The sequence below is a fragment of the Sphingobacterium sp. UBA3549 genome, from assembly GCF_002376635.1.
Classification (GTDB): Bacteria; Bacteroidota; Bacteroidia; order Sphingobacteriales; family Sphingobacteriaceae; genus Sphingobacterium.
Map to the genome: position 1 here is coordinate 87,065 of NZ_DFOE01000021.1, position 7,336 is coordinate 94,400.

The following is a 7,336-nucleotide window of genomic DNA, read 5'->3' on the forward strand; positions in this document are numbered from 1 at the left end:
ATGCTGATTATAGAATCTCCATCCGACGATGCCTATTTTAACATCGCTTCCGAAGAATATTTATTGGGTAAATATCCCAAAGAAGATATCTTTCTACTCTATATAAATGCTCCCTCAATTATTATAGGTAAGTTCCAAAATACACTCGCTGAAATAAATCTCGATTACGTTAATGACAATAATATTAAGGTTGTTAGAAGAATGTCAGGTGGAGGTGCTGTTTATCATGACGCTGGAAATCTTAATTTTTCGTTTCATACGTTATTGGGGAATCATGATTTTATGGATTTTTCAACCTTTACCCAGCCAATTATTTCGCTACTGAATCAATTGCATATACCCGCAAAATTGGAAGGAAGAAATGACCTCTTGGTTGACGGGAAAAAATTTAGCGGAAATGCTAAAATGGCGAAGAATGGCAAAATGATTCAACATGGCACAATATTGATCGATTCTCAGATGCAAATCCTTAGCGATGCTTTGAAGGTCAATCCATTGAAATTTGTAGATAAAGCTGTAAAATCAAATCGTGCTCGAGTGACTAATTTAATTGGATATTTGCCAAATGGTTTTACGACAGCTCATTTTAAAGAATTGCTCATTAAAGAAATAAAACGGGAAAACTCTGAAGCTAAAATCAGCACCCTTTCTCCGTTGGATATCGAAAATATCCAAAAACTGGTCAAAGAAAAATACGAAACATGGGATTGGAATTTTGGTTTTTCGCCAAATTACAATTTTAAAAAAGCAATTAAAGTAGCCGCTGGCTTTATTGAATTACACTTGGATGTACAAAAAGGATATATTGAACGCGCTAAAATTTTCGGAGATTTTTTTGCTTCCAAATCGATTCATGATATCGAAATTCTATTGGTTGGAAAAAAACATGAATTGGAGGAGATTGATTTTTTACTGCGGTCGATTGATCTGACGGATTATTTTGGTAAAGTCGATTCAGCTGAAATTCTCACTTTGTTTAAATAGGAAATGTTGTACTGCCCTGCAAGGGTTTAATAAGAAAAATATGCCTTGGAACCCGAATAGCTATTATCAGTTTAAAGATATTCGTTTTAAACCATTTTATGACTTAGCCGAACTTATTGTTGGAGATAACGTGCTGGATGCTGTAGATTTAGGCTGCGGTACCGGCGAACAGACTGCTATACTAAGTGAAAAATTTACCAATATAAATTTCCTTGGGCTGGATTCTTCAGCAGAAATGCTGTCTGATAGCTATAATCTCCAAACCGAACGTTTGAAATTTAGACAAAGTAAAGTAGAAAAATTTGTTGCTGAGCCAAGTACCTGGGACCTTATTTTTAGCAATGCTGCCTTGCAATGGGTGGATGATCACCGGGTTCTTTTTCCTCAGCTTATTTCCAAATTAAAAGTAGGAGGCCAATTAGCGGTACAAATGCCTTATCAGCCAGAAAATATCTTAAATAAGATTTTATTTGAACTGGGGAATGAGGAACCTTTTCGTACATATTTAAATGATTGGAATAGACCTTCTCCAGTATTGGATATCGATACTTATGCAAAGATGCTGTTTGAAAATGGCTTGGATCAATTGGATCTTTCGCTCCGAGTCTATCCTTTGCTTGCGGCTGATGCAGATACGCTCTATAATTTTATTGCAGGTTCAGCTTTGATTCCCTATTTTGAACGATTGGAGCAGGCTAAAAAGGTGGCATTTGTTGATGAGTTTAAAACTCGTATCAATAAACATTTCTCAAAATTTCCTAACATATATCCTTTTAAACGCATATTATTGTATGGACGTAAAAATAAATCTATTAATAGCCAATAAGATCTGACCAATCTGCATGTGCAATGTTAGCCAGGTCGACCGGATTTAATACCATCTGAAGACCTATTTTTCCTGCGCTTACTGCAATAAGGGTTTCTAGTTGAGCACCTTCCTCTATAAACGTTGGAAATTGTTTTTTCATTCCGATGGGCGAGCAGCCGCCACGAATGTAACCGGTGACTGTTAGGAGATCCTTCATCGGAAGCATCTCACAGTTTTTATTACCCGATGCTTTCGCAAGTTTTTTTAAATCAAGATGCGCGTTGCCAGGGATGACAGCGACAATATAAGGGTCTTTGTTTCCTTTTAGCACTAAGGTCTTGTATAATGTTTTGAGCGGTAAACCTAAAGTTTCCGCAACGTGTTCAGCACTGACATCCTGTTCATCAACTTCGTATTCTCGTAGTTCATAGCGTATTCCTGCGGTCTCCAGCAGGCGAACGGCATTTGTTTTACTGGACATACACTAGCGCTGTCTTTTCGTATTAAAATAATTTGTAATGGTCTCTAACGGAAATGTGTTCAAGCAATTAACCGCTTGAATCCCTCCTTTTTGAGCGACTAGCACGCCATATTGCATATCGCGTAGCCCTTCAGTGCGATGGGCATCTGGATTCACGGATAGCAATACTCCCTTTTCTACGGCATAACGGTGCCATCTCCAGTCAAGATCCAGGCGTAAAGGATTGGCATTGATCTCAATGACAACTCCATTTGTAGCACATGCATCGATGACTTTTTTAAAATCTAATGGATAGCCGGCTCTGCTTAACAATAGCCTTCCGGTAGGATGTCCCAATATGGTTGTATAAGGATTTTCTATCGCTTTAATTAACCTAGCGGTTGCTTTTTCTTCATCCATCTTTAGATTGGAGTGAACGGAAGCAACAACAAAGTCGAATTTCGCCAATATCTCATCCGGATAGTCCAATGAACCATCACCTAAAATATCAGATTCAATCCCGCGAAAGATCTGGAACGGCGCTAATTTTTCATTCAAAATAGCGATTTCCCGCCATTGTTCTTCTAATCTTTCGATGGAAAGTCCATTCGCATAAACTGCCGTTTTCGAGTGATCACAAATTCCAAGGTATTCGAGACCCAATACGTCTTTACAATGCAATGCCATTTGTTCAAGACTATGCACACCATCGCTATAAGTTGAGTGATTATGGAGTGTACCTTTGATATCCTGGTATTGGATTAGCTTAGGTAGCGTATGGTTTTGGGCCTGTTCTATTTCATTTAATCCTTCACGCAATTCGGGTTCGATATAATCCATGCCCAAGTTGCGGTAAATCGCTTCTTCACTGGAAAGTGAAGGAAGATCAGGTAGGATATTAAAGAGCAGCTCAAGGTGTGCAGTGGATCCGGTGCTAAGGATCAGGTCACGATAAAAATCATTGATATTGGTGTTGAAAACTTTGAACGTGAAGCCCAATTCATCGGTCAGCTCAATGGAGTTTTCTGTTCTTTCCACTAAAATATACCCTTCTAGGTATTTGATTACACTGTCTATACTTTCAGATATTAAAAGATCCACTGTACTTAATACTTCGCACTTTCTTCTGAAATCGCCCGTAAAAGATAAAAGAGAAGAAGGGAAATGTATTTTTAGATTATTGAAAAATTTCTCCGCGAGCGGAAGCACTTTTGCATATAAAAACCAACCTTTATTTGAGATTGAAAATTCAATGGATTTTTTTATATCTTCCTGTGTTTTGAGTCCAAATCCTTTTGCTTCGACGAGGCGATTTTCGTTACAGGCATAAAGTAGCTCACCGATACTTTCGATCTCTAGTTCCTTCCAGATAATTTGAATTTTCTTAGGACCCAATCCTTTAATATTTAACATTTCAACAACACCGGAGGGTGTCTTTTCAATGAGTTCGCTAAGTTCCTTAAAAGTTCCCGTAATAGCGACCTCCTTAGCTTTTTCAGCAATACTCTTTCCGATTCCCGGATGTGCGCTTAATTCTTCAAGACTTGCCTCTAATATGCTAAAAGGCAACTTATCCAATTTAAATGACGCACTCGCTATGGACTTTGTCCGAAAAGGATTTTCGTTGTGTAGCTCCATCAATTGGCTGCATAATTTGAAAATTTTTGAGATCGCTTTATTGTCCATTGTATGCTGAATTGTTAAGCTGCAAATATCTTAAATTTTACCACAAATTAATAATTCCGATACAGATATTACGACATTGACTATTTTATACTATTTCCGGAAATCAACAACAATATGACAAATGCAGGGGTGCTTAACCAAACATTTTAGCTATTTTTGCCGTTTTTTGGGGTTAAAATTAGGGTCTCTTAAAGACTTCACTATAAAAATAGCCCTATCAAACCAGAAACAAAATGATAGCAGACATTAGTGACAAAGACATCAGTAGTCTTTATAAGACGGGTATTATTCAACAGACAGCTTATTGGTCTGCGGTAAAAAAAATGCAAGGAATACAGTCCAAAGCATTTAATTTCAAATCTAAACGCTCCGATTTATATGTCGGAGTACAAGACGATACCTATTTTATCGGAGATCTATTGGTTATCCTTCAAGCTGTAGATCAAGAGCATAGCATTGCCTACGTACCCTATGGGCCTGAGATTGAACCCTCGGATGAAAACCAGGGATTCTTTTTAGAACAGTTATCAGAGAGTTTACGTTCCCATCTCCCACCAAATTGTATCATGATTCGTTATGATCTCTCCTGGGAATCGCACTGGGCCAAAGAAGAGGATTGTTACGATCTCCATGGTAATTGGCTGGGAGTACCAGAGAAACGTATTCAGGAGATGCGTTTTAACTTTAATACCGAAAACTGGAATTTTCATAAAGCAAATACCGATATACTTCCTTCCAATACGATTTTTATGGATCTTCGAAATGAAGAGAACTTATTGCTTGGAAATATGAAGTCTAAGACGAGATATAATATTAATCTTGCCGAGCGAAAAGGTGTACGCGTCCGTTCATTGGGAATGGAAAGTCTAGAAATTTGGTACGAACTTTATAGACAGACAGCACTTCGAAATAACTTTTTTTTACATGATATCAATTATTTTAAGATTGTTCTTTCTGCAAGGGCAAATGATACATTATCGCCCGCTGATGTGTATCTTTTAGTGGCGGAAGTGGATAATCAGCCCTTGGCAGCTATGTTTTTGGTGATTGCAGCAAATCGGGGTACTTACCTTTATGGAGCCTCTGCGTCCGAGAATCGTAATTATATGGCAACATATGCTCTGCAATGGCGTGCAATGCAGCTTGCGAAAGAAAAAGGTTGTACAGAATATGATTTCTTTGGTGTCTCTCCACAGGCAGATCCTTCACATCCTCTGTATGGGCTTTATCGTTTCAAAACAGGATTTGGTGGAAAGATTTATCACCGTATGGGATGTTGGGATTATCCGTTGGACAATAGAAAATATCAATATTATGCTTCAATGGAGTTTAAAAACCAAAGTTATCATTTGAGCTAACAATTAGAAGACTTCACCTAAGGTGAGTCGGACACCGCGGTGGTTCTTACTAATTCCATAATCGATGCCGATGTTGGTGCCTGAATTTTTGTTAAACTTAATTCGCGCACCAGCCCCGGTACCGACATTCCAATCTTCAAACATGGCATTCTTTGGCCCGTTTAAAGTGGTAAAATTCATAAACGCTACAAATCCAAATAAGCCATCTCTCGTAATATCACGACGATATTCCGTTTCTAGATAATAAAGCGATTTACCCCGAAAGCGACTTACAGGAAAACCCCTTCCAGAACTATTATAGGGATCCCAACCTAAATTAGGAAGATCGAGATAAGGGGCTTTGCTGTTAAATACAGTCCAGAAGAAGCTCCTTACGGCAATCATATTCTGTCGATTTCTGTCTTGGGTAAGCCTATGGTATCGTCTGACTTCAAAAAATAGCGATTTCCAATTTTGATCACTACCTAAAAACGTCGGATTGACTCGAAACTGCAGGTTGGCATAGTTCCCCGACCAGGTGTTGATCGAATTGGCGCGTGTATCGTAAATTAAATTGAAGCTGACTCCGGAAGATGTGGTATTATCTCTTAAATCTGTTCCATAAGGATAAGAAGTGTAGTCTTCGAGTTTGGTATCGCTCGTAGACTTAATGTTCATTCGGTAATCCAAGTCATATCCGATACCCATAAACAGTCCGCCGTGAATTCTTTTTAATGCGTGTTGATATAAGCGAAAATAGGTGTAATCTAAATTAATCTGTTGTTCACCTTGGTGCTCTTTACCTATTCCCCAAGTTTCGTGCGGATATTTTAAGAGACGTATATCGCCGTCGATTACCCATGAATTCTCCTTTAACCAAATATAGGATCGGATTGGAAGGCCAAATCTTTTACCAAAATTTGTATATGGAGTAAATGTCATTTTAGACATATAGGTGTTAGACCGATCACCCAGATAAAATCCTGCTGTCGTACTGGTAATTAAAGCATGCCCTCCGCCAGGAACATTTGTCGAAAATGGCAAAAAGGAAAAATAGACTTTCTTTCCTGTACTTTTTACCGTTTGCGGCGGCCTGATGTTTAATATTTCTTTCCCAATATCAATTAAGTCACGTTGTTTGCTTGTGTCAGCCAGATGTTTGGTGGTTTCTATTTCATTTGCAGGGCGCTGAGCATATATAAATTTCTCGCTGCACAGCAATAAAATCAAGAGAAGGGGCAGCCTAAAGTCAAAAAGATATTCGTTATTGTTGTGTGTCATGAACGCATGCAATCTAATAGGAAAAAGACAGAATAACAATATTCAAACCAATAATTTATTCATTCTGTCACGTTTTGGTTATACAAAGAACAGATCGAAAATTTCACTCGCCTAGAAAATTAGATCACTTACCGATTTTAATACAAGGTTAATCTAAATGTAATGATATCAATAGATGAGTTGTCTTAACTTTGAAACAGAAAATAAATAAATAAAAAGTGCGCAACAAATTTATATAGTAAGCGACAATACGATAGAAAAAATATACTAATACATTATAAAATTTAAAAAAAAATATGAAAACTCTAGTAAAAACATTTGTAGCAGCGGCAATGATAGCAGTCTCTACCTGCTCAATGGCTTCAGTTAAACCTGAAGAACGCAATCTAGTAACCGCTGATTTGGCCATCGATGAATACGTTGGGGCAATGACCGAAGGTCAAGTAACGAATTTAGAGAAACTTTTCACAGCTGATTTTAACCAAAAAATTTGTGGTAAGCAAGATTTGAAACATAGCCGTCTTGAGATCATTGAGTTTTTGAAAAAACAAAAAGGGATCAAATTGAACTGCAGAACAACAACACAGATTGTTGAAGAATTACCCGATTACGCAATCGCGAAAGTTACCATGCAATTCGACGATTTCGCTAAAACAGATTTAATCACCCTGGTCAAAGAAAATGGAACCTGGAAAATTTCAAAATCTGTAAATTCTTACAAATAGAACTGTGTCTTAAAATGTGCTTTAAAAAATAAAAAAAGAGGGTGTCCGAAAAGTC

7 protein-coding genes are annotated in these 7,336 nt (G+C 37.7%); 4 read left to right on the plus strand and 3 right to left on the minus strand.

Translation table 11 applies throughout. The features are described 5' to 3' along the window. A complete protein-coding gene (locus tag B2W36_RS11685; protein WP_293881826.1) occupies positions 1 to 984 on the plus strand; it encodes a lipoate--protein ligase in 984 nt (327 codons plus the stop codon). 40 nt (positions 985 to 1,024) lie between these two features. Beyond that, positions 1,025 to 1,810: a methyltransferase domain-containing protein gene (locus B2W36_RS11690; protein WP_293881828.1), complete on the plus strand. Its 786-nt coding sequence runs from the start codon at positions 1,025 to 1,027 to the stop codon at positions 1,808 to 1,810. On the opposite strand, the gene ybaK is transcribed toward B2W36_RS11690, so the two are convergent. Then, complete coding sequence (ybaK, locus tag B2W36_RS11695) at positions 1,797 to 2,273, minus strand: Cys-tRNA(Pro) deacylase (RefSeq protein WP_293881830.1); 477 nt, start codon at positions 2,271 to 2,273, stop codon at positions 1,797 to 1,799. The two genes, B2W36_RS11690 and ybaK, sit on opposite strands and share 14 nt — an antisense overlap. A 3-nt stretch (positions 2,274 to 2,276) precedes the next feature. Further along, positions 2,277 to 3,938: a DNA polymerase/3'-5' exonuclease PolX gene (locus B2W36_RS11700; protein WP_293881831.1), complete on the minus strand. Its 1,662-nt coding sequence runs from the start codon at positions 3,936 to 3,938 to the stop codon at positions 2,277 to 2,279. Between the two features lie 233 nt (positions 3,939 to 4,171). Between B2W36_RS11700 and B2W36_RS11705 the strand changes: the two genes are divergently transcribed. Continuing rightward, positions 4,172 to 5,296 (plus strand): lipid II:glycine glycyltransferase FemX, encoded by a 1,125-nt coding sequence (locus B2W36_RS11705; RefSeq protein ID WP_293881832.1) that lies wholly within the window; start codon positions 4,172 to 4,174, stop codon positions 5,294 to 5,296. A 3-nt stretch (positions 5,297 to 5,299) separates the two neighbouring features. Here B2W36_RS11705 and B2W36_RS11710 read toward each other — a convergent pair whose 3' ends face one another. Then, complete coding sequence (locus B2W36_RS11710) at positions 5,300 to 6,556, minus strand: hypothetical protein (protein WP_293881833.1); 1,257 nt, start codon at positions 6,554 to 6,556, stop codon at positions 5,300 to 5,302. A gap of 296 nt (positions 6,557 to 6,852) precedes the next feature. Between B2W36_RS11710 and B2W36_RS11715 the strand changes: the two genes are divergently transcribed. Then, entirely contained in the window at positions 6,853 to 7,281 is a 429-nt protein-coding gene (locus B2W36_RS11715) for a nuclear transport factor 2 family protein (RefSeq protein WP_293881834.1), read from the plus strand. The last annotated feature ends 55 nt before the right edge of the window (positions 7,282 to 7,336 follow it).

Excerpts from the sequence above, each read along its gene's own strand:
- B2W36_RS11685 (WP_293881826.1), top strand. The coding sequence starts at position 1 with ATGCTGATTATAGAATCTCCATCCGACGATGCCTATTTTAACATCGCT.
- B2W36_RS11690 (WP_293881828.1), top strand. The coding sequence starts at position 1,025 with ATGCCTTGGAACCCGAATAGCTATTATCAGTTTAAAGATATTCGTTTT.
- ybaK (WP_293881830.1), bottom strand. The coding sequence starts at position 2,273 with ATGTCCAGTAAAACAAATGCCGTTCGCCTGCTGGAGACCGCAGGAATA.
- B2W36_RS11700 (WP_293881831.1), bottom strand. The coding sequence starts at position 3,938 with ATGGACAATAAAGCGATCTCAAAAATTTTCAAATTATGCAGCCAATTG.
- B2W36_RS11705 (WP_293881832.1), top strand. The coding sequence starts at position 4,172 with ATGATAGCAGACATTAGTGACAAAGACATCAGTAGTCTTTATAAGACG.
- B2W36_RS11710 (WP_293881833.1), bottom strand. The coding sequence starts at position 6,556 with ATGACACACAACAATAACGAATATCTTTTTGACTTTAGGCTGCCCCTT.
- B2W36_RS11715 (WP_293881834.1), top strand. The coding sequence starts at position 6,853 with ATGAAAACTCTAGTAAAAACATTTGTAGCAGCGGCAATGATAGCAGTC.